Source organism: Agrobacterium sp. 22094 (genome assembly GCF_052046015.1).
Taxonomy (GTDB): Bacteria; Pseudomonadota; Alphaproteobacteria; order Rhizobiales; family Rhizobiaceae; genus Agrobacterium; species Agrobacterium cavarae.
Genome location: NZ_JBQEPX010000002.1, coordinates 453,431 through 475,772, shown reverse-complemented (window position 1 = coordinate 475,772; position 22,342 = coordinate 453,431). Strand labels below are relative to the sequence as shown.

Annotated in this window: 20 protein-coding genes; 8 read left to right on the top strand and 12 right to left on the bottom strand. The window is 57.8% G+C overall.

Annotation, left to right across the window (positions count from 1 at the left end; all coding sequences use genetic code 11):
* Positions 1 to 21: 21 nt before the first annotated feature.
* The 5 genes from ACTJK5_RS14610 (at position 22) to ACTJK5_RS14590 (ending at position 5,123) form a co-directional block, all read left to right on the top strand.
* The gene (locus ACTJK5_RS14610; RefSeq protein WP_438370816.1) at positions 22 to 1,326 is read left to right on the top strand and encodes an O-antigen ligase family protein; all 1,305 of its coding nucleotides are present in this window, start codon (positions 22 to 24) and stop codon (positions 1,324 to 1,326) included.
* Entirely contained in the window at positions 1,298 to 2,068 is a 771-nt protein-coding gene (locus ACTJK5_RS14605) for a polysaccharide deacetylase family protein (protein WP_440612774.1), read from the top strand. The genes ACTJK5_RS14610 and ACTJK5_RS14605 overlap by 29 nt, the downstream gene beginning before the upstream one ends.
* A gap of 9 nt (positions 2,069 to 2,077) precedes the next feature.
* Positions 2,078 to 3,319, top strand: coding sequence for a glycosyltransferase family 4 protein (locus ACTJK5_RS14600; RefSeq protein WP_440612773.1), 1,242 nt, complete (start codon positions 2,078 to 2,080; stop codon positions 3,317 to 3,319).
* Positions 3,320 to 3,486: 167 nt separating this feature from the next.
* Positions 3,487 to 4,695: a glycosyltransferase family 4 protein gene (locus tag ACTJK5_RS14595; RefSeq protein ID WP_427928281.1), complete on the top strand. Its 1,209-nt coding sequence runs from the start codon at positions 3,487 to 3,489 to the stop codon at positions 4,693 to 4,695.
* 176 nt (positions 4,696 to 4,871) lie between these two features.
* Complete coding sequence (locus ACTJK5_RS14590) at positions 4,872 to 5,123, top strand: hypothetical protein (protein ID WP_130978721.1); 252 nt, start codon at positions 4,872 to 4,874, stop codon at positions 5,121 to 5,123.
* A 188-nt stretch (positions 5,124 to 5,311) separates the two neighbouring features.
* On the opposite strand, the gene ACTJK5_RS14585 is transcribed toward ACTJK5_RS14590, so the two are convergent.
* The 5 genes from ACTJK5_RS14585 to ACTJK5_RS14565 all read right to left on the bottom strand — a co-directional run bounded on the left by ACTJK5_RS14585 (position 5,312) and on the right by ACTJK5_RS14565 (position 9,858).
* Positions 5,312 to 6,451, bottom strand: coding sequence for a ceramide glucosyltransferase (locus tag ACTJK5_RS14585; protein ID WP_113225588.1), 1,140 nt, complete (start codon positions 6,449 to 6,451; stop codon positions 5,312 to 5,314).
* A gap of 271 nt (positions 6,452 to 6,722) precedes the next feature.
* Positions 6,723 to 7,184: a hypothetical protein gene (locus ACTJK5_RS14580; protein WP_113225589.1), complete on the bottom strand. Its 462-nt coding sequence runs from the start codon at positions 7,182 to 7,184 to the stop codon at positions 6,723 to 6,725.
* 486 nt (positions 7,185 to 7,670) lie between these two features.
* A complete protein-coding gene (locus tag ACTJK5_RS14575; RefSeq protein ID WP_440612772.1) occupies positions 7,671 to 8,537 on the bottom strand; it encodes an SDR family oxidoreductase in 867 nt (288 codons plus the stop codon).
* A 136-nt stretch (positions 8,538 to 8,673) separates the two neighbouring features.
* Complete coding sequence (locus tag ACTJK5_RS14570; protein ID WP_113225590.1) at positions 8,674 to 9,177, bottom strand: RNase H family protein; 504 nt, start codon at positions 9,175 to 9,177, stop codon at positions 8,674 to 8,676.
* A gap of 393 nt (positions 9,178 to 9,570) precedes the next feature.
* On the bottom strand, positions 9,571 to 9,858 hold the full coding sequence (locus ACTJK5_RS14565; protein WP_440612771.1) for a hypothetical protein: 288 nt from the start codon (positions 9,856 to 9,858) through the stop codon (positions 9,571 to 9,573).
* Between the two features lie 316 nt (positions 9,859 to 10,174).
* Between ACTJK5_RS14565 and ACTJK5_RS14560 the strand changes: the two genes are divergently transcribed.
* Both ACTJK5_RS14560 and ACTJK5_RS14555 read left to right on the top strand, forming a co-directional pair.
* Positions 10,175 to 12,265 (top strand): carboxy terminal-processing peptidase, encoded by a 2,091-nt coding sequence (locus tag ACTJK5_RS14560; RefSeq protein ID WP_113225592.1) that lies wholly within the window; start codon positions 10,175 to 10,177, stop codon positions 12,263 to 12,265.
* A 296-nt stretch (positions 12,266 to 12,561) separates the two neighbouring features.
* Positions 12,562 to 13,971 (top strand): sensor domain-containing diguanylate cyclase, encoded by a 1,410-nt coding sequence (locus ACTJK5_RS14555; RefSeq protein WP_440612770.1) that lies wholly within the window; start codon positions 12,562 to 12,564, stop codon positions 13,969 to 13,971.
* A 98-nt stretch (positions 13,972 to 14,069) separates the two neighbouring features.
* Here the strand turns inward: ACTJK5_RS14555 and ACTJK5_RS14550 are convergent, their stop codons facing one another.
* The 7 genes from ACTJK5_RS14550 to ACTJK5_RS14520 all read right to left on the bottom strand — a co-directional run bounded on the left by ACTJK5_RS14550 (position 14,070) and on the right by ACTJK5_RS14520 (position 21,718).
* Positions 14,070 to 14,804 (bottom strand): copper homeostasis protein CutC, encoded by a 735-nt coding sequence (locus tag ACTJK5_RS14550; RefSeq protein WP_113225594.1) that lies wholly within the window; start codon positions 14,802 to 14,804, stop codon positions 14,070 to 14,072.
* Positions 14,797 to 16,041, bottom strand: coding sequence for an MFS transporter (locus tag ACTJK5_RS14545; protein WP_440612769.1), 1,245 nt, complete (start codon positions 16,039 to 16,041; stop codon positions 14,797 to 14,799). Before ACTJK5_RS14545 ends, ACTJK5_RS14550 begins: the two co-directional genes overlap by 8 nt.
* Positions 16,042 to 16,266: 225 nt before the next feature.
* Complete coding sequence (locus tag ACTJK5_RS14540; protein ID WP_113225986.1) at positions 16,267 to 17,706, bottom strand: M81 family metallopeptidase; 1,440 nt, start codon at positions 17,704 to 17,706, stop codon at positions 16,267 to 16,269.
* Positions 17,707 to 17,720: 14 nt separating this feature from the next.
* A complete protein-coding gene (locus ACTJK5_RS14535; RefSeq protein ID WP_113225987.1) occupies positions 17,721 to 19,640 on the bottom strand; it encodes a beta-N-acetylhexosaminidase in 1,920 nt (639 codons plus the stop codon).
* Positions 19,641 to 19,667: 27 nt separating this feature from the next.
* A complete protein-coding gene (locus tag ACTJK5_RS14530) occupies positions 19,668 to 20,450 on the bottom strand; it encodes an SDR family oxidoreductase (protein WP_440612768.1) in 783 nt (260 codons plus the stop codon).
* Between the two features lie 4 nt (positions 20,451 to 20,454).
* Positions 20,455 to 21,321 (bottom strand): MurR/RpiR family transcriptional regulator, encoded by an 867-nt coding sequence (locus ACTJK5_RS14525; RefSeq protein WP_062600045.1) that lies wholly within the window; start codon positions 21,319 to 21,321, stop codon positions 20,455 to 20,457.
* Positions 21,322 to 21,331: 10 nt separating this feature from the next.
* Positions 21,332 to 21,718, bottom strand: a complete 387-nt coding sequence (locus tag ACTJK5_RS14520) for a RidA family protein (RefSeq protein WP_440612767.1) — start codon at positions 21,716 to 21,718, stop codon at positions 21,332 to 21,334.
* 112 nt (positions 21,719 to 21,830) lie between these two features.
* On the opposite strand from ACTJK5_RS14520, the gene ACTJK5_RS14515 reads away from it, so the two are divergent.
* Positions 21,831 to 22,319 (top strand): hypothetical protein, encoded by a 489-nt coding sequence (locus ACTJK5_RS14515; RefSeq protein WP_313058298.1) that lies wholly within the window; start codon positions 21,831 to 21,833, stop codon positions 22,317 to 22,319.
* Positions 22,320 to 22,342: the final 23 nt, after the last annotated feature.

The following is a 22,342-nucleotide window of genomic DNA, read 5'->3' as shown; positions in this document are numbered from 1 at the left end:
GCCCAGCCAAGCGGACAGCACATGAAGGTTAGAGTTGCGACCTTCATGGCGGTCTTCCTGTTCTACTTCATCACCACGAACCCGTTTATCGACCTTGTGAAACTGCAATCTGCCGGAACGGAAATCGTACCCGGATCGAATTTTCTCAATCAGATGACGTTCTTGCTGATCACGTCTCTGACCATCTATGCGGCCGTGAACCATCCCATGCGCTCGCAGATCGCCCAGCCGAGAGTTTTGATCATCGCGCTTCTAGGGTGGTTTTTCATCTCGTCCGCGCTTTCGAACTATCCCATCGACGCGATCAAGCGGACGATCCTTGCAACTCTGACCTTCTTCAATGCAGGCATGTTCCTGCTTCTTCCCCGCTCAGAAGCGCAGTTCGCTCGACTGATGCTCTATGGCACGGCCATCACGCTCAGCGTGGCTTACTTCGGGGTGATTTTTCTGCCGCGGCTTTCCATCCATCAGGCGGCTGAAATCGTCGAGCCGATGAATGCGGGTTACTGGAGAGGCCACTACGCACACAAGAACCTCACGGCTGCGGTGATGCTGCAGATCACATTTTTCGGGCTCTACTTCCGCAGTGCAGGATGGAAGAAAAGCGGCATCGCCATTGCGGTTCTGGCCGTCTTCTTCCTCATGCACACGGGCGGTAAATCGTCGACCGCGATGTTGCCGATGATCCTTATCCTACAATGGATGTTCGAGAGATTTCGCTGGACGCGGTGGTTTATCGCCGTGGGCGGTATCGTTGCCTTCAACACACTCATCCTTGGCGCCACCCTATCGTCTGATTTTCGAAGCCTGGTCGTCTCCTTCGGCATTGACCCGACCTTCACCAACCGCTCGGACATCTGGAAGATCGCCTTCGATGCGATCGCCCAATCGCCAATCCTCGGCTATGGCTTTCAAGGCTTCTGGCAAACGCCTGACCTGATGCAAAGCCCGGCAGGTCTGGAGACTTGGGCGGTCCGGGCTTTTAACGGGCATAATGCTTATGTGGATACGCTGCTGACGACAGGCATACCGGGGTTGCTGCTGGCGCTGACGCTGGTCATTCTGGTGCCAATGCGGGCGATCGCACGGCTGGACCGGGCACCACCAAATGATCCGGCATTGACGCGCCTTTTCCAGCGCACATGGCTTTGCGTGCTCTACTCTGCCTGTCTCGAGGCTATTTTCTTCCAGAACGGCAGCCCGGTGTTTTTCATCTTCCTCATCTCCATTTTCGGCTTGGTCCTGCAGTCCAGGATGAGCCTCGTCAAAGAACCGGTTATGACCAGGGAGGAAAGCCATGGGGCTCTTATCCAAAGTCAGCGGTAAGCTTGACTATCTGCGAGAACGTGTGGCCGAACGGGCTGTGCGCGCTCTGCCGGCGTCGACGCTCAACGTCGCCTGTCGTCGTCCCGTCGTGTCCTTCACTTTCGACGATGTGCCCTGCACGGCGCTAAGCGCCGGTGCGAAGATTCTCGAGGAGAACGGGGTCCGTGGCACGTTTTACATTGCCGGAGGGCTCCTCAATCGGGTGGAGCCGGACCGCAACATCATCTCGGAGGAGGGCTGTCGCGAGCTTGCCGCAGCGGGCCATGAACTCGGCTGCCATACGTTCGGGCATGAGATCGTCCACACGCTGTCGGGGCGGGCCTTGCGTGACAATCTCCACCGTAACGGCGCCTTGCTCGATAGCTTTGAGCCGCCGGTGACGAAACGAAACTTTGCCTATCCCTATAATCAGGGGTCGCTACGGCATCGGCAACTCTTTGCCGACCGTTATGAGACGGCGCGCGGAGGTGGGGATCGCATCAACCGTGGGAAGGTCAACCGCGGCTTCCTCTGGGGAATGGAGATCCGCCAGCCGGAACAGGACGCCCTCGCATTGGTTCGGCAGATCGACGACGTGGTAAGGGAGCCAGGCTGGCTGGTGTTCTTCACCCACGATGTCAGCGACACGCCGACACCCTATGGATGCACACCTTCGACATTCTCCACATTGGTGCGCTACGCTATTTCGAGCGGTTGCCTCGTTCTGCCGGTTCGGGATGCTCTTCAACATGTGGAGAGTTGAGGTGACGCAATGAGCGGGACGCTTCTGGCAATCAACAATTACCATTACCGCCGCGGTGGCGCGGACGCGATCTTTCTCGATCAGATGGATATGTTTGCGCGCTCCGGGTGGAACGCCGTGCCCTTTTCCATGCAGCATCCAGACAATCTGCCATCGGAGTGGTCGCCCTATTTCGTTCCTGAAATCGAGTTCGGTCGTCAAGGCGGTCTGATGACAAAGATCGGTCACGGGCTGGAGATCATCTATTCCCGAAAGGCGCGACAGAGCCTGGCTGCATTGATCGACCAAGTGCGGCCTGATGTGGCGCACGCCCACAATGTTTATCACCACATTTCTCCGGCAATCTTCCCGCTCTTGAAGAAAAAGGGAATACCCACCGTTATGACGGTGCATGACCTGAAGCTCGCCTGTCCCTCCTACAAGATGCTGGCGCCGGATGGCGTTTGCGAAAGATGCAAGGGCGGGCGCATCTATAATGTGCTGCTTCACCGCTGCATGAAGGGATCGATTGCTTTGAGCGGTCTGGTCATGGTGGAAACCGCCGTGCATCGAGCGCTCCGACTTTATCGCGATCATATCGACAAGCTCGTGGTTCCAAGCCGGTTTTACAGGCAAAAGCTGATCGAATGGGGATGGCCGGACGACAAGCTGGTCTATATCCCGAATTTCGTCGACCATGCGATCAGCGAACAACGCTTTGCCGTTGAGGAGGGCGACTACTTTTTGTTCGCGGGGCGTCTTGCGCCCGAAAAAGGCGTTGATACCTTGATCCGGGCGGCTGCACGGTCGGGGCAACGTCTGCGTGTTGCGGGCACGGGACCGGAAGAAGCAGCGCTTCGGGCGCTGGCGCAGATAGAAAATGCCGATGTCGAGTTCCTCGGCTATCTCAGCGGCCAAGCGCTTCATGAAGCGGTGGCCGGTGCCAAGGCGCTCGTTCTTCCCTCCGAGTGGTATGAAAATGCGCCGGTCAGTATTCTGGAGGCCTATGCCTTGGGGCGTCCGGTGATCGGAACGGACATCGGGGGTATTCCGGAACTGATAAAACCAGGAGAGACAGGGCTTATCGCTGCACCCGGCGATCCGGATGATCTCGCAGGAGCACTCAACGCGATGAACCAATTCTCTGCAAGCGAGCGCAAGGAGATGGGCGAGCGTGGTCGCGCCTGGGTTAACCAAGAATCCTCTCGCGGCGCTTTTTTCGAAAGGACGCTGGACCTTTATCGAGGTTTAGGGATTTCGTCTCTCGGGTAGGTCTTTAGTATTTTAGATAATTATAATTTACCTGTTATGTGAAGGGTTTCGTCAATAAAATGGCGCTACGGTGCAGAGTAGGCGAGGCAGCGTGAAAGCTGTCCGCCTGTTGCTGGTATCATGACTGTACCGTAGGAGTGGGTAGGATGCCCGGGAGGAAGCGAGTAGTGGACTATACGGCGTCGAAACAGACGACGGCACTTCGGGCGCGCAGGAATGCCGACGAGGTCCACTTTCCCGATCTTGATGCGGTTCGCATTTGTGTGATTGGGTTGCGCGGTGTACCGGGTGTACCGGGCGGTATCGAAACCCATGTTGAGCAACTTGTTCCAGGGCTGGCCGAAAGAGGCGCCGACGTTCACGTCTATGCGCGTCAAAATTACGTCGCCGGCGAAGTGCCTTATGTCTGGCGCGGTGTCACCGTTCATCCGACTTGGGCGCCAAGCAACACGCGACTGGAAGCCATCGTCCACACGCTTCTCGCGCTCTTCAAAGCCCGAAGGCTAAAACCTGACATCGTCCACATTCACGCGGTCGGTCCCTCGCTGGTGGCACCCTTGGCGCGCCTGATGGGGATGAAGGTCGTCTTCACCCATCACGGCTATGATTACGACCGCGAAAAGTGGAACACGCTGGAGAAGAAGGTTCTGCGTCTTGGCGAATGGGCGGGCATGCGCTTCGCTCACGGCCGTATCGTCGTTGCCAAACATATTGCCGATGCCATGCAGGCAAAGTTCAATCGCAACGTCCATTTCATCCCCAATGGCGTGCAGATCGATATCGAAGCCGCAGATGACACCGTCCTCGATGAATTCGGGCTGACCAAAGGCCGCTACGTGCTGCTGGTGGCACGCCTTGTCGTCGAGAAGCGCCAGATGGATTTGATCGAGGCCTTTCTGCATGCGGATATGCCGGACACCAAGCTGGTTCTGGTCGGCGGCGGGGACGCCCGAAGCGACTACGCAGAAAAATTGAGAGCACGGGCGAAATCACATTCGAACATCGTGCTGACAGGATCGCAATCGGGCGCAAGGCTTGGTGGGCTGTTTGCCAATGCCGGACTTTTCGTTCTGCCTTCCAGTCATGAGGGGATGCCTATAGCGCTTCTCGAGGCGCTGGCTTACGGCCTTCCCATATTGGCAAGCAACATCGAGGCGAATCTGGCGCTCGAACTGGATGCCGAATCCTATTTCCCCTTGGGCGATGTCCCGGCACTTTCCCAAGCAATGCAGAAAAAGCTCTCGGACCGCAAGATGCCTTCACACGCCTCCGTCGATGTGGGCGAGATGGGCAGCAAGATCATGGCGCGCTATAACTGGACGACCATCTGCGAGCAGACAGCCTCACTTTACCTCTCCGTCCTAAAGCGTAACTGACATCAGACCTTCGGGTATTTGCGTAGTGTTACAGAACCGGCCTGAAATAGGAACCGATCGACGCCAACCCGATGCCAAGCCCCAAATGACATATGCGCGTCATAATAAGGCATTCCCGTTGAACGATCAGCGTCTTTAAACGTTGCTTTTCAAATGCAATGGTGAGGAGCGCTGAGTTGGTTTTCGATGCGAGCGAGGCAATGAGCCGGTTTGGAGAGAGCCATACAACTGTTGTTTTGTGGCAGCGTTTCGAAGTTTCTCACAGGGAGATGTTCGACTCCCTCTGGAGTGCGATCGAGTTTGTTCGGAACACCGCGTTTCGACCGAGCCGTGTTGAACTGCATGTTCACCGCGGAGGGCACGATGTGTTGATCGCCGGCGACGAACTTGCACTGCTTCTCGCGGAACACGAAGAGCAGAAGGCGTGAGGAAACAGGAGTCAGTGCCAAGTTTGAGAGGATTACAGAAAAGCGTAGTTCTCTGGTTCCATGGCACTTGCTCTCCCGCCATCGTGGAAGCGCGTCGCAATCTTTCAGACTTGGTGCCTACGCTTTAAGTTTGTTTTGCCAGATGTCGTTATCGCAAAGTCGCTCCACACCTTTGTTCGGACCATGCTTTAGCCGCTGAGCGTGCTTTCCTGCGTTCCGACGGTCATCATGTTGCCGCGCCACGAAACAGAGGACCCCATCCAGCTTCTTGCCCAGATGAGTGGGAGCAGCACATCGCGCATGATCATGGCTGGAAAGCTGGTCCATGAGACATGCCAGCCTTTGAGTTTTGCGAGTGCCAGTTCTGGAAGGTAGTAGAGCCCGAGGACGGCGACCATAACCGCTACCAGCGTCTTGCCATCTGCGCCGGCGAGCAGGGCTGCGGCGAGGGCCAGAAACAGAGGTGGAATTCCGCCGACAAGGATTTCAGGCGCGAAGAATTGAGGGAAGGTCACTCGTCGCAACCGGGCCCATCGGGCCTGCCGCGACCAGACCTCGGCAAAGCTGCGCGTGCCTAGCGGCTGCTCGAAAGGGGCCGGCGCAAGGTGAACGTGGCGTCCAGTTGCACGAACGAGCTTCGTCGCGGCAGCATCCTCCGCAATTTCCGCTCCAAGAGCTTCTATACCGCCGAGGGAGTCAAGAAGCGGCTTGTTCCATAGCATTGTCTTGCCCTGCGCAAAGCCCTGGCCCAACGTTTCGGCCGCGTATTGGTAGCGGCACTGAAATGTGTTGAGGAAGGTGCATTCAAGCTCCGATCCAAGATCGGCCGGGCGTGAGCCAAGCGGTGGCGAGCAGACGAGGCCGCTATCCTTACGCCATGCGCTCATCAGCGTCGCAATGTAATGATCAGGCATCAGCACGTTGGAATCTGCGAGGATCACCCATTCGCTGGTCGCCGCACGCCAGCCCTTGACGCAATTGTTCAGTTTGGGATTGGCGCTGATCCGATCATCACCCATCAGCAATGTTGCCCGAATGTGAGGGAAGGCGGCGATGTTGGATTTGACGTGCGGGATGACAGGATCTGCGCTATCCGCCACACAAAAGATGATCTCGTAATTTGGCCAGTCCAGCTGAAAGGCACGAGGAATCGTCAGGGCGGTAAAATTCTCCACACCCCGAAGCGGAATGACCAGGGAGACGGGCGGTTGAGTTTGTGGCTCTAAGCCGCGCTTCGTCGTCGGTTTCACACGGATCGCGGTGAGAGCTATGCTCAACAGGTGGACGAAAATCAGCGCGAGGGCGAGAACGGCGAGAGCGATGTCCATGTGCAACTCCACACATCCGGATCTGCCCGGCGTTTAGGTTTCTATCGCAACTATAACGCTTTCATGACAGACGGATGTCATATGGCTCCGCCTGTCACATGGTTTTCATTCTACTGTGGATGAGGGATATTGCACGCATCCATCTGCAAATGCAGTGACGTTTGAGACTATCGCGCTTGTCCGAAAATCGGAACCGATTTTCGGACCGGTGCGATGGGTCGGTTCAATGGGCGAAACGCGTCTCTTATGCGTCCGAAACAACCTGTGCCATCTAGCGGGTCATTCCCCAGACGTAGCCGAGCAATGCCGCCAGTCCTACAGCCTGAAGAGGGTGCTTTCGGACTTGGCGGATTACCGTGTTCTGAACGGAATCAATTTCACTCTTCGCGACGCGCGCCGATCCGGAAATCATCTCTTGAGCAAATCCCGTGATACGCCCAAGTTCAGAGCGCAGCGCTCTGATCTCTTCCATCGCGCGATCAGTTTCCGGATCGTCGTGGCGTGCTCTGACAGCGGCAAGAGCCTCATCCACCTTTGGTGTGTCCTCCGTTTCCTGTTCCTCCGCGGGTTCGGTTGTCGCGGTTGCTGTCGTCGGACTCGTTTGAGAAACAGGGTCGGAGGCGGGGAAAGTGTCTTCGAGCCCCGTCTGAAGATCTTCTTTTCCGGTGCGCTGTCTTGCCTGCTCGTCATGCAGTGAGGCAACGGCAGGTGACATAGAATTTTTGTCGGACATGATTTTGTCTCCGTAAGGGTTCGTCGTCTCAACTTCTCAGACGCGGGAGGGTTCCGGTTCGATCGATGATGGATTACGGCGGGATCGAGATGACGCCGCGTTGCAGGTCCGAGCGATCATGCTCCACTGCGATAATTGTGTAGAGCGAAAGCAGGTGGAGACGTCCCCGGCCGGCAGCGCATTTGCCGCTTGGAAATCGGACTGCGCCTTTGCCGCAACGATACGCGCGTTGCCCGACGACCTGAATTCCTTCGTAAGAAGCATCCTCCCCCCGCGTGGGTCGCGTCTGCATCTGCTACAGGAGCCAGCTTGCCGATGGTCAGGCTTTCGGATGGCTGGGGTCGGATAATGGAGGTGGTCTCGTTGGAGCCATATATGCGGTGCGGGCCGGTCATGGGAATCTCCTCCCTATTCTTCCGACCGAACCGCAGATGGGCAAGACGGTTCCGCACGGCCCGCCCACATTTCCTTTTTTGACCGTCGGTCTCAGATCATGATTTCACCACCGGTGACGGGGATGACGGCAGCGGTCATGTAGCTGCCGCGGTCCGACGCCAACAGAACATAGGCGCCAGCAAGCTCAGCCGGCTGTCCAGCGCGACCGATCAATGTCTGCTCACCGAACTTTTTGGTCTTCTCAACGCCCATGGTAGACGGAATGAGCGGTGTCCAGATCGGGCCAGGCGCGACCGCGTTTACCCGGATACCTTTTTCGGCGACCATCCCGGCGAGTCCGGCCGTAAAGTTCAGGATTGCACCTTTGGTGGAGGCATAGGCAAGCAGGTGTGGCGAGGGCTGTTTCGACTGGATCGAGGCGGTATTGATGATCGAGCTTCCGGATTGCATGTGCGACACGGCAGCTTTTGACAGGAAAAATGGCGCATAGATATTGGTCTTGAAGGTCTGATCCCACTCGGCTGACTCAATGTCGCCGATGTCCGCATAGGTGCGCTGGAAAGCGGCGTTGTTGACGAGGATATCGATCTTGCCGAATTCGTCGACAGTGCGCTGCACCAGCGTTTTGCAATGCTCTTCGGAGGTGATGTCGCCAGGAACGGCGACCGCCTTGCGACCGGCTTCCTCCACCCATTTGACTGTATCGCGCGCGTCCTCTTCCTCATCGAGATAGGAGATGACGAGGTCGGCGCCTTCACGTGCGAAAGCGATTGCAACGGCCTTGCCGATGCCGGAATCCGCGCCGGTGATCAGAGCGACCTTGCCGCTGAGAAGGCCGCTGCCCTTATAGGACTTTTCGCCGTGATCCGGCTTTGGCTCCATCTGACCGGTGGTGCCTGGTGGCGCCTGCTGCTGTTCAGGATAGGGCGGGGAAGGGCGGCGAATATCGGCATCCATGTCTGTGCTCCACAATTGTTACGAAGCCCAAACACGGTTTAGCAGTTGCAGTTCCCTGTAAGTTTTAGCGGGCGCTTAAGGATTTTGCGCATCGTAGGTGTCTGAGGTTCCCGTTCCGCGGCGTAGGAGACCAACCTTAGCAAACTGCTGTGGCAACTGTGGCGTGCTGGATTGCCTGCCTCGCAAGGGCGTCCGCTCGTTCATTCCATGGCAGACCGACATGGCCTTTGCACCAGGCAATCTCGATCATATCACCGCGTGTCAGGCACGTGTCGAGCGCCTTCCAATGATCGACATTGGGAACGTCTCGGCGACGACCCTTGCCGTTCGGGGCGCGCTTCCGCCAATGATTTGTTCTCCAGATGTGGCGCCACCTGTTGCATCCCGTCACTGCGTAGGTGGAATCGGACCAGATCGTCGCAGCTTCGCAAGGCGCATTCTCGTCCAGCCAATGGAGGGCTTCAAGAAGGGCAAGGAGTTCCGGCGCGCTGCTATCAGTGCAGCCTATACTGCCGGACAGCGACGCCACCTCGACATTGTGCCGAAGCACGACCACGCCCCACCCGCCGATGCGCTTGATCGGGTCATATGAACCATCGACGAAGAGCTGGAGGTTGTGGGGAGCAGAGGATTCCATCATGGGCGATGTTCTTTCGGCGATCGATCGGCAGCTGAGTTGATGACGCGATTGAATTAGACAGGGTTCACCGTGGAAGATGAGCTTATCAAAGACAAAAACACACCCGCGTGCCTATTTCCACAGCACCGTTCCTGGCTCTCCCTACTTCAAGACGCGGAGCTATGCGTCTATGCATATCTCACCTGCGATAAAGGTCATTTATTGTGCCGAGAATTAGGGGTAGTTTCTAATCATCGAAGCGATGCACCTCCTCCCGCAAAGCTTCGAGTTGCAAATGTCCTTATCCTCCTCCCAAAGGGCATTTGTTAGAACAGCAGCACTCCTCCTCCCAGTTGCTGTTCGGTTCTTTTCGAAAGCCTGCCGCACCTCCTCCCGCGGCAGGCTTTTTCGTTTTCAGCGTTTTTGTTTGCGGCGCAGGGTGACGAAGGTCATGATAGCAGCCACCAGGCCATACATCGTCCATTTGAAGGGAAGAGCATCCGCGGTTTCACTGCGGATCGGCAGAACGGTCACGGTGCCGGGAGAGGATTCGTATCCGGCTTTGCCTTCTGCTTTCGCCTGTTCGATCTGCTGAGGCGAGACGGCCCATTCCGCGCCTCGCGACTTGTCCAACATCATGAAAGCCGCTCCGACAGCGATGCCGACGATGATGGCCACGACCAAGCTTCTGATATTTTGCATGTTTTACTCCTGATTTGCAGGAGTGTCTCTACAGCATCGACGGGAAAATCGGAATCGATTTTCGGAAAGTACGATGCGTCGATTCAGGAAAGGCAAAGCATGCTTTGTGCGTCCAACAGGACGTACAGCGCTTTAGCTGGTGCGTGCCGGTTGGCCCTCGCTTACTGCTGCAGGAAGTCCAGCAGGTCTGAGGTGAGGCGTGGGCCGTCCGTCTCAAATTCAAAGGATCAATATATCTTGATCGCTTTTAAACTATCGCAATTTCGCCCAAGAATAAGATAAGACGGAGATATTGAGTAATAAGGAACATGTCGGGATGCGCTTGAAGCCCCTTTTCTTCAGCCTTGTCATCGGAATTGCCACCGTCGCGCAAGCGCGCGAGCCCGCGCAGATGCCGGTGCTGGAAGCCACTGCACCCGAGGCAGAAGCGGCCGCTCTCAGCGCACAGTTCCTGGAGCGTTATGCATACCGTCCTGTGCCGTTGGACGATGCGCTCTCCGTCAAGGTCATGAACAAGTATATCAAGTCGCTCGATCCCGACCGGATGCTGTTTACGCAGAGCGATATTGACGGCTTTGCCAAGGACAGCAAAAAGATCGACGACGCGATCCAGAACAAGAACCTCGACATCCCGTTCTCGATGTTCAAGATCTACAACCAGCGTGTGGTCGAGCGGATGACCTATGCGCGCAGCCTGTTGAAGAACGGCTTCGATTTTACGCTGCAGGAAGACTATCCGCTGTCGCGCGAGGATGCGCCTTGGGCCAAGACGGAAGAGCAGGCCAACGAACTCTGGCGCAAGCGCGTGAAGAGCGACTGGCTCAGACTGAAGCTTGCCGATCAGGACGAAGCAAAGATCCGCGATACGCTCGACAAGCGTTACAAAAACATTCTGGACCGTGTCGAAACCTATAAGGCCGACGACGTTTTCCAGTCCTTCATGGCGGCTTTCACCACGGCAGTTGATCCCCATACTGACTACTTCAGCGCCAAGGCTTCGGCTGAATTCGATATATCGATGAAGCTTTCCCTGGTGGGCATTGGTGCCGTGCTGCAGGAGCGCGACGGGTACACGACGATCCGCGAGCTTGTGGCCGGTGGTCCGGCGCAGCTCTCGAACAAACTCGCTGTCGGCGACCGCATCATTGGTGTCGGTCAGGGCGAAGAAGGCCCGATCAAGGAAGTTGTCGGGACGCGTCTCGACGAGGTTGTGCAGATGATCCGCGGCGAAGCGGGATCTGTGGTGCGCCTGGACATTCTGCCGGCTGATGCCGGAAATGCCAGCGGTCACCGGGTGATCAACCTAGTGCGCGATAAGGTCAGCCTCGAGAAGCAGGCGGCCAAGAAGTCCGTCGTGCCTGTCAAGCTTGGCGACCAGACATTGAAGATTGGCGTCATTGCGCTGCCAACCTTCTACGAGGATTTTGAGGCGCGTCGCGCTGGCGACAAGAACTACAGAAGCGCCAGCCGCGACGTCGAAAAGCTTCTTGGCGAATTGAAGCAGGAGAAGGTCGACGGTGTCGTCATCGATCTGCGTGACAATGGTGGCGGCTCGCTGGCCGAGGCCATCGATCTCACCGGTCTCTTCACTGGCAAGGGACCTGTGGTTCAACAGCGCAATGCGGCCGGCAAGGTTGAAGTCGAGAATGATGATCGCTCCACGCCGGCTTGGGATGGTCCGCTTGGCGTTCTCATCAATCGCGGCTCCGCTTCGGCGTCGGAGATTTTTGCGGCCGCCATTCAGGATTATGGCCGCGGCGTCATCGTCGGTGATCCAAGCTTCGGCAAGGGCACCGTGCAGACGGTCGTCGATCTGGACAGGGTGGCCGGCAAGCAGGAGCCGGAACTCGGCCAGCTCAAGTTGACGATTGCCCAGTTCTTCAGGATCGACGGCGGCACGACGCAGCTGCGCGGTGTTACTCCCGACATCAACACGCCAAGCGTTCAGGACCCGAAAACGCTCGGCGAATCCAGCTATGACAATGCATTGCCGTGGACAACGATCAAGCCCGCCAAATACAAAAAGCAGGGTGATATGACAGCGCTTGTGCCTGAATTGGAAAGCCGTCATGAAGCGCGCATCAAAGACGACAAGGACTATCAGCGCTTCGTTGAAGATGCCGCAGAGCTGAAGGCCCAGCGCGAAAAGAAGACGATCTCCCTCAACGAGGCAGAGCGTCGCAAGGAAATGGCCGCGGTGGCTGCGAAGCTCAAGGCGCGCCAGGAAGCCGGCGTCGTCGTTCCAGAACTCGATGACGGGCTGCAGGCCAATGAGCGAAGCCTCAGTGCCAACCTTGCTCTGGAGAACGCTCGCAAGAACGCGAAAGATGTGCTCCAGACCGAGGCGGCTGCAATCGTGGCCGATATGGCGGATATCTTGCCGGGCAAAGACAAGGCTTCCCGTTAAAATCGGAAGTAGTGCGAATAGATCTGTAGCTTCGGCCTGAAAATCGATTTGGATTTCGGGCCGAAGCATCAATTCAAGGTCTCGCTCGTTTGTGACGATTTAGTTTTGACCGCGTTGGGTCATGCTGGGGGTCAACAGCTCTGATGTTGCTGTTTGCCGCTTGAGATAAGGTGGCCGATGCGGCGTCTTCACTCTTGAGAAAACCATTAACCTTGCCAAGGTAATTGTTTGCCCTGATAACTGCATCTGCCTTGTTGCCGATGTAAAGTATCTGCGTATTGCCAACGGAACTCACCATGACGGCGCGCCTTAATCACTTCAAGCTTGTCGGCCCTGTTGCCGTCATTGTCGGGCTTTTGTTGCTCGGCCTGGCCGCCGTACTGTTTTTTGGTGCTGCCCGCTTGGACGAAGAGGCGAAAGTGCGCCAGGAGACGTTGGTCAAGCGCAATGTCGCGATCTGGATTTCGGACATGGAGGTCGTTTTGACATCCTGGACGATCTGGGACGAGGCGATCGATAAGCTCAACAATAACTTCGATCTGAGCTGGGCCGAGCGAAATCTCGGCCAGTCTATCATCGGCACGTCGAACGTGCGCTCGCTTGCCGTAATCGACAGCAACGACAAGATTATCTACGCCAAGACGGCGGACGCTTTCGCCAATCATTCGTTCCTGAAACAGGAACCGAGCGCGCTTGTCGCGGCAGCCCAACCGTTGATCGACTCGGTGCGAGCGCGTGAGCATCAGCCGAAGAAGAGCGGCATTCCGGACAGGATCTCATCAAGCAAAATCGAAGTGGTGGGAAACGATGCTCTCCTGCTGACGGCGAGCCTCTTCCAGGCCGATATCGGGACAGTCGTCCCCAATACCGACCGCGCGCCAATCCTTGTTTCGGCCATTCCGATCGCGGGCAGCCTTCAGGCGTTTTTCGGTGAACGCTTCATGCTTGACGATGCAGCCGTCGAGCCGTCTGAGCAGGTCAAGTCCGGTCGCGCGTCTGTGGACATTGCTGCTGCCCCGCATGGGCAGGTACAGGTTCTGTCATGGCAGGCGAACACGCCGGCCCATGATCTGCTGCGGCAGTCACTGCCCTTTGCCGCGGCCACGCTCTGCATCTTCATCGCGAGCTGTGTCCTCGCAATCTCGACGTCGCGTCAGGCGCTCAGGATGCTTGTCGATGCGGAAAAGCATATGCGGCATGCGGCAACACACGATTTCCTCACGGGGCTTGCCAACAGAACACTGGTATCGACCAGGTTTACGCAGTTGTCGGAGCAGGGGCCGTTGACGGTTGTCTGCATCGATCTTGATGGGTTCAAGGCAATCAATGATCGCTTCGGTCATGCCGATGGAGACGATCTTCTGAAGCAGGTCGCCGAGCGGTTGCGTGCCGGATGCGCCGCGGACGATGTTTGCTTCCGTCTCGGGGGCGACGAGTTTGCGGTGATGATGCCGAAGGTTTCCGAAGAGGAAGCGGAGGCGCGGTGCCGTCAACTGGCTGCGGTGATTTCCAAGCCTTATGAAGTGAACGGCACGATCATGGCGGTTGGCGCGTCCTACGGAATGAGCAGGGTTCTGGCAGAGGAGACCTCACCAGATCCCGTTTTCAGACGTGCAGACGAGGCGCTCTATATTGCAAAACGTCTCAACCGCGGTGGAGCCAATCCATTCAGAGGCGAAGTTGATCTGGCAGCATCCTCCTCTTGATCACTAGCGCGTCCTTGATCGACGCATCGTGCTTTCCGAAAATCGATTCCGATTTTCGGGCCGATGCTGTAGCGACGCCGCCTTACGCGTTGGCCAAATCAGACCCCAAGAACAATCGTCTTCAACGCGCGAATAACCTGCGGACTGGTCTGTCTGCGCTGCTCGGGCGCAAAACCGAATTCCACAAGAGAAGGGTCCTCTTTCGAAGAGGCACTGCCCGAGGCATGGATTTCGTGGATGCCAGTTGCGGCCAGAAGCTCGGGCACGAGATCGGCCGTTACGCCACCGCCCGGCATGATGCTGATACGGCCATCCGCCTGATGCGACAGTCGCTTCAGCATCTCCATTCCAAGCGATACGTTCTTTGCGCAGCCGGAGGTCAGGATGCGGGAAATGCCGAGATCGATCGCGGTCTCGAGCGCTTCGATTGGATCGCGCACCATATCAAAAGCGCGGTGGAGGCTGATATCCAGGCCGGATGCGGCTTCAATCAACCTTTCCAGAACCTGTCGGTCGAGATGTCCGTCTGTGGTCGTCGCGCCGATGACGACGCCGGGTAGCCCAAGCTCCCGTGCCTGCGCAATATCCGCCTCCATGATGGCGACATCGGCCTCGTCATAGACGAAGTTTCCGGCTCTTGGGCGGATGAGCGGGTAGACGGGGATCGGGCTCGTTCGTTTCGCGTGCTGCATCAGGCCGTAGGACGGCATCAATCCACCGACGCCCAGTGCGGAGCAAAGCTCGATGCGGTCTGCCCCGCCCTCGATCGCTGCGGCGAGACCCTCTGCGCTGTCGACGCAAATCTCAAGCAACCGCCCGGTATGATCAGCCATGATGTTCGCTTCCTTGTTGGGTGTGGGGATCGTCCTTAACAGCCGGCCGCTTGTGAAGGAAGCCGAGCAATGCCACACCGCACAGACCTGCAAATGCGCCGAGCATTGCCGTGTGGGAATAATCACTGACAGCCGTCCCGACCGAGAAGAGCAGGGAACTCAGGCCGCCGCCCAAGAAGATGTTGACGGCGATGAGCGAGCTTCCAAGACCGGCCCGCCTGGCGATCAGGTTTTGCAGATAGGTGATGGGCAGGGAAATGATGCCGGCTGCGCCGAGACCCGAAAGAGGGGTCAGCAGGTAGACTGTCATCGGGTCTTTCGCCAAGCCGAGACCGAGCATGTAAGCGCAATAGATAAGCGCACTGGCAGCGATGGCGACTGCGGCCGATGTCTTGGTTTCCACCCATCCCCAGAAGAAGATGAAGACGATCTCGAGAAGAGCAACGATGCCGACGATCGCGCCGACATCGGCCGGTTGCCCGCCCGCCTTTCCAGTTACCACAAGCGGCAGCACGATGCCGTTGACATGCAGGGTGCATGAGATCAGCGCGATGGCAAGCACGAAGGGCCAGATCTGGCGTGAGCCGAGATGGCGAAGGGATGCCAGGAACGCATAAGCTGGCTCCTGCCGTTCGGCATGGGCAATGGTTTCTTCACGCATGAAGCGGGCAAAGAGAATGAAACAGAAGGCGCATGCGATCGCCGCCAGCAGAAAAGCCGGGAGCATGCTGGTTCGGCCCGCAAGCGCGTAACCGACAATGCCGGGCACAAGGACCCAGGAGAGCGATATCGCGGCACGAACCGCGGAGTTGACGGCGATAAGATCACGCGGCGGCATGCCGGTGCAGCTTGCGCGGACATAAGCAAAAATCAGCGAGTTGAGCGCTCCATAAACCGGAACGGGAATGAGCAGCGCAAGTGCGAAGGTCCAGATGGTCGGAAAGGCATAAACCACGCCATAGCCAAACGCCCCGGATATACATGCTCCGAGAATTGGAAGCTTATAGTGGCCGAGCCGGTCCGAGAGGATGCCCATGCTGATGCTGGCCGAAACGTTGACCAGCGCTGCAACGAAACTCAGGATCGAGAAACCGGCATCTGTCAGGCCAAGCTCGCGAATGCCGATCAGCGACATATAGGGCGCGGTCGCCGCACCGGTGAAACCGAAGACGAAAATACCGGCAGCAGAAAGCCGCAACTGGTCATGTCGATAAACAAAGGGCAGCGCCGACAGCATGGATCGTCCACTTAAAGCATGGTCCAAGCAAAAGTGTGGAGTGATTTTGCGATGACGACATGCGGTAAAAACAGGACCTGAAGCGTATGAGCGAATCTGAAAGATCGCGATATTCTTCAGGAGAGACAGCCTGCGCTCACGCAGGATGGGAAAGTTGAAGGGGCGCTCGGAAGGTATCCCGAGCGCCCGCGAGCAATTCAGCAGTCAGCGGCTTGGCCGAAAGCCTCAACGCCATCGTGCGGATGGTTTCGCAGACGGGGTATAGTCGAAGTCTTTGACGAAAGGAAATATCGGTTGCACCCGCCGCTTCGATGGCAATGTCTCGATGTCCTGATTGATAACGCCATCCGTCAGCGCCATCAGGTTGGGATTGGACAGCGGCTGAAGCTCTGGCGAGAGATAACCGGATTTCACCACCAACAGCCTCACCTTGGCGGGGTCGATGCCATGACGGGTGAAGTCTGCGATATTGTGGTAGGGGCGACGGCGGGCTGCCAGAATGAGCGTTATGCCGCCGATCTTGACGACAGCCTGTCGCTCATCCGCTGCGCCTGGATCATCGAGGCTGACAATCTCGGCACCAACTTCGACAAAGGGACTGGCGGGATCGAGTGAACCGCCGATCTTGAGGCTGAGCGTCTTGCCGATGCCGGCGGCAAAACACGCTTCCACCGCTGGACGGTCGGTAATGCCGCCAATGACGGCACCTTCGAAGCCACGCAGGATCAGCGACTTCAACACGTCCGCACGATCGCCCACGCCACCACCAGTGGGATTGTCGCCGGAATCGGCAAGAATGACCGGCTGCGTCTCAGCCTTTTCGGCCAGGTCAAGCATATCTTCGAGATCGCCGGTGACGGGACCAAAGCGAAAGTCTTCTCTCGCCTGCCAATAGGACAGTGCAATCTCTTCCGCAGCGCGTTTCGCCGCTTCGGGATTTGACCCCGTTACCACGGCGCAGGCGGTTGCTCTCGGCTCATCTGCCCAGACATAGCCGACCATCAGATTGGCATCCCAGACGCCGTCGATCCGATCATGCTCCGGCAGGCGGTGGTAGAGCGATTTGGCAGGCTCATCTTCCGTCGAGGTTTTCTCGCCCGGCAGCAGAACCGGAACCGGAGCCCAGGCGACACCTGGCTTTTCGCCCGTTTTCAGCGTCCTGATCAGCATGGACCAAGTCCGCACCATCGTCTCGCGCACATCGATATGAGGCGCGGTACGATAGGCAGCGAAGATGTCGATCTGATCGACGATCTTCTGGGTCACGTTGCCGTGCAGATCGTAACTGACTGCCAGTGGAATATCCGGACCGATGATCGAGCGGGCATTGGCAATCCAGTCGCCTTCGGCATCATCCATGCCTTCGACATTCATTGCGCCGTGCATGGCAAGATAAAGACCGTTGAGCGGCAGGGCCGCCCGCAGCTTCTCGGAAAATTCTTGCCTGAATTCCTCATAGGTCGCCCTAGAGACCGGCCCACCTGGAATGGCACGAGCGTGAAGGAGCGGAAAGATTTCCACACCCTCGGTCGGCAGGAAGCTGAAATACTCAGCGCCCGTCAGATCGCCACCACGCAACACGCGAAAATCTTCCGGCTGCATGAGAACCGGCGAATAGGTGGAGCACTCCGTATGAATGCCGCCGACTGCAATGCGTAACACCATGGCACTGTCTCCGATCAAAGCGTGGGGCTGAGGCGCACGAGCGCCGAGAAGCGATCCCAATCCTTGCGCTCACGCGGTGTCCAAGCGGCTTCTGCCACGGCGGGAAGACGCGGGAAGACCAGATGGTTGAAGTAGTCGCGGTTGAGAAAGTGTTCGGTCCAGATGCAGGCCTGCACGCCACGAAGACGCGGCTTCAGGTCCTCGGGAAAATCACCCACGGCCTCGTAGTGATAGGTGTGATGCGGCGGCACGGTGCCGGCCCAGCTGGCGCCCGGCTCCTGCCAGGCTTCGTCCTGCACCATGTCGAGATAATAGGCCTGTCCCGGCGTCATCACGACGTCGTAACCTTCTTTCGCCAGCTCGACGCCGACTTCGGGCGCGCGCCATGCCATCAGCAATGTGCCGTCCGGATCGACGCCGCCGCCATGGGAGACTTCGTCCCAGCCGGCCATGCTGCGGCCTCTGTCGGCCAGCATTTTCTGAATCCGCTTCATGAAGTGGCTCTGGAGCCCGAAGGTGCCATCCAGCCCCTCCTTCTCCATCAGCTTGCGCGCCAGCGGCGAGGCCATCCAGGTGTTGTCGGCGACTTCGTCGCCACCGATATGGATGAGCTTTGACGGGAAGAGCTCGACCATTTCATCGAAGACCTTGCCGAGGAACATATAGGTCTCTTCGATGGCGGGATTGAGGGCGTTGTTCGGGAAGCCTTGAACCGAGCGATAGCTGTCCGGCGCTTCCTGACCATCGACCAGTTCGGGAAGAGCGGCCAGGATTGCAGTGCTGTGGCCGGGAATATCGACTTCCGGCACGACTTCGACATTCAACTCGCTCGCATGGGCGATGATGGCAGCGACATCCGCCTGGGTGTAGAAGCCCCCAACCGGTTCTGCGGCGTTGCCAAGCTGCGGAAGCATCGGCTCATCGGGGCCACGCATAACGCCCACGGTGGTCAATTGCGGATAGGCACGAACTTCGAAGCGCCACGCCTCATCATCGGTCAGGTGCCAATGGAACACGTTCATCTTGTACCAGGCGAGAATATCGATGAGACGAAGCACGTCTGGTGCCGGAGCAAACTGGCGCGATACATCAAGGTGGCACCCGCGCCATCCGTAACGCGGTTCGTCCGTGATGGTGCCCGAAGCTGGGAAGCGGAACAGCGCCGCATTTCTACGCGCGCCATCATGGAGCTGCGCCAGTGCTGTCAGACCATATTGGCGGCCCGCATCGCCGCCATAGGCAAGCACGATCTCATCTTCGGCGAATGTCAGCTCATATGCTTCCGCTGCAAGCGAACTGCTGTGTTGAAAACCAATAGCCTTACCCTGTTCAACCGCGATCAGCGAAAATGGCTGGTGGGCTGCAGAAAACAGGCGGCGATGGAGGCTGAGGACTGTATCCATCGCCTTCACGTCGGCGGGCGTGCTGCCCGCTGCCGGGAAGAGCACGACGGGTGTTTCACCGGCTTGCAAGTGCGCATGCTTCGGCCAGGGTAAAAGCGAGAAGGGCTCAGTGATGCGTCCTTCCGGCAGGAGCGGCTTTTGTGGATCGCTGACCCTGCCTTCCAGCATCAGATCGGCAACGTCGATGGTGTGATGGGTGCCATCGGAGAATGTCAGATAGGCGGATTTCGCCCCGTCGGTTCTATGCTTGGCAGGCCGCCAGAGGCCGCGCACGGTAAAGCGCCAGCTGGCGCCGGGCTCCAGAACGAAGCCGGCAGGCGGCGCGTATTGGTGGAAATTGGCGTTGCGCAGCAGGAACGTCGCGTTCTCGCAAGCCGGATTGTCTATGACGCGCGTCAATGCCGTATAGGCGAGTTTGAAGTCGCTGATTGGCGTGTCGGTGAGGTTGACGAGGGTAAAGACAAACCCGCCTGACGGGTCGCCCTCAATGGGATGCCATGCGTTTTCGAGGCGGAATCCGGTCTTGCTCATCGTCGTTCCCTTGATTTTTATGCGTGTTCAGTAATGTTCGGATTGAGAGAAGGTGTGGGCCAGTTCGGCCTGGCCTGCCGTCAGCCCGCAATCGACGGGCAGGCAGACGCCGGTGATCGCCGCTGCCTGATCGCTTGCCAGAAAATGGACGGCATTGGCGACGTCGTGCGTGGTGGCGATACGGCGCAGCGCATACCAGCGTTTCACCTCCTCGAAGACATTCGGATTGGCCGCGGCGCGCGCTTCCCAGGCTTGGGTGCGCACGGTTCCGGGTGCCACGGCGTTGGCTCTGATGCCGAATTTTCCGTATTCGACCGCAATCAACTTGGTCAGATGGATCAACCCCGCCTTGGCGGCGCTATAGGCCGGATGGCCGAAGACAGCCATGCCGTTGACGGAGGCGATGTTGACGACGGATCCTTGCATTTCCGTCAGGTCGCGCTCGACCGCGCGGAAGGTCAGGAATGCAGCCTCCAGATTGAGGCTCGAATCCATGCGCCAGATTTCCGGCGTCGTGTCGTGCAGTGAAACGGCGCGTGCCGCACCGGCATTGTTGACGAGGGTTACGACCTTGCCGAGCGCCTCTAATTGGTCCGTCATGGCCTTGAGGCTATCGGCATTGGTGACATCAGCGACGATCGTCACGTAAGCGGCTCCACCGCCAAGCGCGGCAACCGCGCTTTCCAGAGCACCCTGATCAATATCGACAAGGGCTATAAGGTCATGGCTTGCTGCGAGACGGGCAGCGATTGCGCGCCCGATATCGCCGGCAGCGCCTGTCACCACGGCGATGCGCTTATGGATCGTCATGTCGTCAGTCTCCCAATATCTGGCGGTCGTCGCCGCCATCGCGATGCTCCAGCAACTGCTGCTTGATCTGGCGCAGCGTGATGGTGGAGTGTTTGCGGTTCTTGTAGGCCACCAGGCTGGCAAGCACGTCGATCACCGCGAGATAGGCAAAGCGCGTCGAGGTGGGGCGATAGATGTTGTCGCCTTCCGGAAGGTCGATGCCGATGACATGGTCTGCGAGCCTCGCCACCGGGCTTTTCACTTGAGTGAGTGCAATGGTGCGAATGCCGTTTTCTCTTGCGAGTTTGAAGCAGCGCATCAGTTCCTGATTGCGGCCCGAAAAGGACGAGCCGATAATCACATCGCCCTCCTGCGCTGCCGCCGTCAGCATGAGTTGCATATTGTGGTCGTTGCTGGCGGTGATGCGGGTGCCCAGGCGAAAAAGCCGGTTCTGCAGTTCGAGGGCGACCATGGAGGAATTGCCGCCGGAGCCGAAGGCATAGACCATGGAGGCCGCAGCAATCCGCTCGGCCACGGTATCGAGTGCCTGCGGATCGAGCGCGCGGTGAACCATGAAGAGTGCGTTCTGCGCTTTGGTTATGATGTCTTCGGCGACATCCTCCGCCGACGTGCTCTTGGCTTCCGGGTTGAGGTAACGGACGCCGACGAAAGCGGTCTTGGCAAGACGGACCTTGAAGTCAGCGAAGTTCTGGCAGCCGAGCCGGCGGCAGAAGCGGGTCACCGTCGGCGGAGAGACATCCGCCTTTTCCGCCAGTTCGATGATCGAAGCGCCGACGGCGAAGTCGAACTCGTTCAGCAATATCTCCGCGATGCGCTGTTCGGATGGCGAAAACTGCGCTCTTTCATCCTGAATGGTCGCAAAGATATCCATCGGCCTGCTTTCAGGACTTGGGTTTATAGGCGATGCAGTCGATCTCGACCTTGCAGTCCACCATCATCGAGGCCTGAACGCAGGCGCGTGCCGGCGGATATTCGCCGAAATAGCTCTGGTAGATGCGGTTGAACGTCCAGAAGTCGCGCGGATCATCCAGCCACACGCCGCAGCGCACGACATGCTCGACGCCGTAGCCGGCTTCGTGCAGAATAGCGATCACGTTCTCGATGGTCTTGTGAGTCTGTTCGATGATGCCGCCGGAGATGATCTCGCCATTTTCCATGGCCACCTGACCGGAAACGTGCAGCCAGCCATCGGCCTCGACCGCGCGTGCAAAAGGAAGTGTCTGTCCACCTGCTCCGGATTTTTCAGCGCCATATCGTTTGATGCTCATGGGATGGTCCTTGCAAATTATTTTCGTTATTCATTGACAAGTGACCATAGAAAACGGATTTTTGCCAGAGATTTTTGGTCATCATGAAAATAATTTAGATATGGAGCCCTCGATGCGTGACCCCTTCAGAAACCCGTTTCCTGCCTCGGATGCGGCGCGACACGCCATTTGGGAGATGTTGGTTCCGCGCGATATCGATGCATTTCTGGCCGCAGACTGGTCGATGGTGGCAGATGACTTCGTGGAAGACGGTTTCATCGGCATCAGCGGCAATCGCGAACCGAATCCCGACAAGTGGGCGCTGGCCTTCCCCAATCTTCCCGCCTACCGCGACGAGTGGCTGAAACAGGCACGCGAGTTTGCAGAAGGCAGTTACGGCGAAGACCCACGGACGGCGATTTTCACCACGACGACCCTGGAGGAGATCGAGATTTCTGGCGAAACGGCGTTGGTGCGCAAGAAATTCGACGGCAGCATCAAGAAGGCTGATGGCTCGACCGATGTGATGAAGTGGCAGACACTCTATTATTGCCGCCTGCATGAAGGTCGCTGGAAGATTTCCGGCTTCACCGGTTATCTGCCGAACCCAATGGGCCAATAAACGTCCTGCCCTTCAGCAAAAAA

Excerpts from the sequence above, each read along its gene's own strand:
- ACTJK5_RS14575 (WP_440612772.1), bottom strand. The coding sequence starts at position 8,537 with ATGGATGCCGATATTCGCCGCCCTTCCCCGCCCTATCCTGAACAGCAG.
- ACTJK5_RS14585 (WP_113225588.1), bottom strand. The coding sequence starts at position 6,451 with ATGGACATCGCTCTCGCCGTTCTCGCCCTCGCGCTGATTTTCGTCCAC.
- ACTJK5_RS14610 (WP_438370816.1), top strand. The coding sequence starts at position 22 with ATGAAGGTTAGAGTTGCGACCTTCATGGCGGTCTTCCTGTTCTACTTC.
- ACTJK5_RS14570 (WP_113225590.1), bottom strand. The coding sequence starts at position 9,177 with ATGATGGAATCCTCTGCTCCCCACAACCTCCAGCTCTTCGTCGATGGT.
- ACTJK5_RS14535 (WP_113225987.1), bottom strand. The coding sequence starts at position 19,640 with ATGAGCAAGACCGGATTCCGCCTCGAAAACGCATGGCATCCCATTGAG.
- ACTJK5_RS14555 (WP_440612770.1), top strand. The coding sequence starts at position 12,562 with ATGACGGCGCGCCTTAATCACTTCAAGCTTGTCGGCCCTGTTGCCGTC.
- ACTJK5_RS14580 (WP_113225589.1), bottom strand. The coding sequence starts at position 7,184 with ATGTCCGACAAAAATTCTATGTCACCTGCCGTTGCCTCACTGCATGAC.
- ACTJK5_RS14550 (WP_113225594.1), bottom strand. The coding sequence starts at position 14,804 with ATGGCTGATCATACCGGGCGGTTGCTTGAGATTTGCGTCGACAGCGCA.
- ACTJK5_RS14565 (WP_440612771.1), bottom strand. The coding sequence starts at position 9,858 with ATGCAAAATATCAGAAGCTTGGTCGTGGCCATCATCGTCGGCATCGCT.
- ACTJK5_RS14560 (WP_113225592.1), top strand. The coding sequence starts at position 10,175 with ATGCGCTTGAAGCCCCTTTTCTTCAGCCTTGTCATCGGAATTGCCACC.
- ACTJK5_RS14525 (WP_062600045.1), bottom strand. The coding sequence starts at position 21,321 with ATGGATATCTTTGCGACCATTCAGGATGAAAGAGCGCAGTTTTCGCCA.
- ACTJK5_RS14545 (WP_440612769.1), bottom strand. The coding sequence starts at position 16,041 with ATGCTGTCGGCGCTGCCCTTTGTTTATCGACATGACCAGTTGCGGCTT.
- ACTJK5_RS14530 (WP_440612768.1), bottom strand. The coding sequence starts at position 20,450 with ATGACGATCCATAAGCGCATCGCCGTGGTGACAGGCGCTGCCGGCGAT.
- ACTJK5_RS14605 (WP_440612774.1), top strand. The coding sequence starts at position 1,298 with ATGGGGCTCTTATCCAAAGTCAGCGGTAAGCTTGACTATCTGCGAGAA.
- ACTJK5_RS14600 (WP_440612773.1), top strand. The coding sequence starts at position 2,078 with ATGAGCGGGACGCTTCTGGCAATCAACAATTACCATTACCGCCGCGGT.
- ACTJK5_RS14540 (WP_113225986.1), bottom strand. The coding sequence starts at position 17,706 with ATGGTGTTACGCATTGCAGTCGGCGGCATTCATACGGAGTGCTCCACC.
- ACTJK5_RS14520 (WP_440612767.1), bottom strand. The coding sequence starts at position 21,718 with ATGAGCATCAAACGATATGGCGCTGAAAAATCCGGAGCAGGTGGACAG.
- ACTJK5_RS14515 (WP_313058298.1), top strand. The coding sequence starts at position 21,831 with ATGCGTGACCCCTTCAGAAACCCGTTTCCTGCCTCGGATGCGGCGCGA.